Genomic DNA, 2,465 nt, shown 5'->3' on the forward strand with positions numbered 1-2,465 from the left:
ATTAAGTTGTTTATATTTTTCATTAATATTTTGACAAATAAAATTATTCTGTTATAATATTCTTATGAAGAAAAAACATTTTAATCCACTAAACGATTGTTTCGTTCGGTATTTCTTTACCGATAGAGGCGGAGAAAAAGTCCTTCTTGATTTTATCAATGCCGTTATGATTAGTGCCGACATGAAAACTTTTAAAGCCGTTGAAATATTGAACCCGTTTAATTTGAAAAGTAATTACAAAGATAAAGAAACAATAGTAGATGTGAAATGCATTACTAAAAATGGAACTGTCGTTATAATCGAAGTTCAATTATCGGGCAATTCGAGGTTTCCCGAAAGAATACTTTATTATTGGGCTATGAATTATAGTAAACTTTTAAAGAAAGGGTGAACAGTATGATGAATTAACTCCCGTTATAAGTATTAATTTGCTTAATTTTAATTTAAATAAAAAAACTAATAATGTCCACAGTTGTTATATGATTTATGATACAAAAAATGCAAGATTATTGACCGACCATTTGCAAATACACATGATAGAATTGAAAAAATTTAAATTTAAAGATAATAACCTGCCAAAAGACTTGAACTGTTGGCTTGGATTTTTTACAACTAACAACATGGAGGAATATATGTCTGAAATAGTAAAAGAAAAACCAATAATGGAAGAAGCTCACAAGCGATATAACAATTTTATAAGAAGTCAATTAATGATGTCTGAATACGAGAAGAAGGAAATTTATCAATACGATAAAAAAATAATGCTTGCAGATGAAAGACGAATTGGTATGAGGGAAGGGATAAAGAAAGGCAAACTTGAAGGCATAAGAGAAGGTAAACTTGAAGGCATAAAAGAAGGCAGACATGCTGAACAAATCTCAATGGCAAAAAATATGAAATCTAAAAATATGGATATTAACCTTATAAGCGAAATAACGGGATTAAGTATCGAAGAAATTCGCAAACTGTAACTATATGACGGATTATATAGACATAATAATAAAAACTAATCTTTTTGAAAATATAGATAAAAAATAAATTACATCAAATAACCGCCTCTTTCTTCCAAAACTTGAGCGTATTTTTTTACTCCCAATTTTTCATCTGTAAAATTCTTATTAAAACTGAAAAGGAAACTCTCGCGTAAAATCGGGCAAATAAGTTTCCGAACTTTCCATTTCCTGCGACAAAATATTTTCAAATCCCAAATCCAAAGCGTAGTTAATCAAATCGTTATATTCTTTAAAATATAATTTTCTGTTTATCTCGTCAAAATTTTTCGCTTTAAACTCGGGATTATATTGAGACATAAGCGAAATTGTCGAAGCCAAAAATCCTCTCTCTTTCAATTCTATCAATATATCGTAAGAATCCGACTGATTATTCGGCAAAATCAAATGTCTTATTATTATTCCGCTTTTTGCAATTCCGCTATCGTCCAAAATCAAATCGCCGACTTGACTTTTCATTATTTCAATCGCTTTAATTGCGACTTTAAAATAATTTTCCGCTCTCGAATATTTGAAGGCTTTTTCATCAAATAAATATTTCAAATCGGGCAAATAAATGTCGACTATTCCGTCCAAACATTCGAGCAATTCTTCCGTATCGTATCCGTTGGTATTATAAACGATTGGCAAATTGAGTCCTTTATTCAACGCGATTTTTAACGCTTTCAATATCGGATAAATGACATGGCTTGCGCTTACAAGATTTATATTATTCGCACATTTTTTTTCAAGTTCCAAAAAATATAAAGCTAAAGTTTCAATGTCGATTATCTCTCCGATTCCAGCGGAACTTATTTGATAATTTTGGCAGAATACGCAGTTTAAATTGCAGTTTGAAAAAAATATTGTCCCGCTTCCGTTTTTTCCGACAAGCATTGGTTCTTCGCCAAAATGTAAAGTGTGAGAGGCGACTTTTATATGATTATTATCTTCAAAAATTTTGCATCTTCCAATTTTATTTTGATTTCTATTTAATTTGCATAAATGTCCGCAGCAGATACAATTATCGTAAAGCGCTTTCGCTTTTTCAATCGCTCTGTCAATATTTTCTAAATGTTTTTTATTATAATTAATTTTATAATTCTTCGTTTTCATTATCGTTGCTTATTATTTTTATCTCTGGTTTTAAGACAATTCCTTTTTGATTATAAACTTCTTCTTTAACTTTTTTCACTAAAAATAAAATATCTTTTCCCGTAGCGTTTTTATAATTTATGATAAAATTCGCATGATAAGGAGAAACCATAGCGCCGCCAAATTTTACTCCACGCATATTTATTGAATCGATAATTTTTCCCGCTATCATATTAGTTTTATAATCGTTTAGAAATACGCTTCCCGCCGAAGGATATTTAAATTGATTTTTTATTTTTCTGTCTTTTAAATATTTATTCATTTCGGATTTTATAGATTTTTTATCTTTTTTATTTAATTTGAATTTTACATCTATAATAA

At 29.2% G+C, this 2,465-nt stretch carries 1 protein-coding gene and 2 pseudogenes; 1 reads left to right on the forward strand and 2 read right to left on the reverse strand.

Translation table 11 applies throughout. From position 1 onward, the window contains the following. The first annotated feature begins 64 nt into the window (after positions 1 to 64). Positions 65 to 971: pseudogene (locus ACR0QS_RS12765) on the forward strand (Rpn family recombination-promoting nuclease/putative transposase). 147 nt (positions 972 to 1,118) lie between these two features. Here ACR0QS_RS12765 and ACR0QS_RS12770 read toward each other — a convergent pair. Together ACR0QS_RS12770 and ACR0QS_RS12775 are read right to left on the reverse strand one after the other, a co-directional pair. Then, positions 1,119 to 2,105, reverse strand: a complete 987-nt coding sequence (locus ACR0QS_RS12770) for a radical SAM protein (protein WP_432633833.1) — start codon at positions 2,103 to 2,105, stop codon at positions 1,119 to 1,121. After that, positions 2,086 to 2,465, reverse strand: a pseudogene (locus tag ACR0QS_RS12775) (UDP-N-acetylmuramate dehydrogenase); the annotation flags it as partial. The gene ACR0QS_RS12770 and the pseudogene ACR0QS_RS12775, both read right to left, overlap by 20 nt.

Source organism: Brachyspira sp. (genome assembly GCF_050873525.1).
GTDB lineage: Bacteria > Spirochaetota > Brachyspiria > Brachyspirales > Brachyspiraceae > Brachyspira.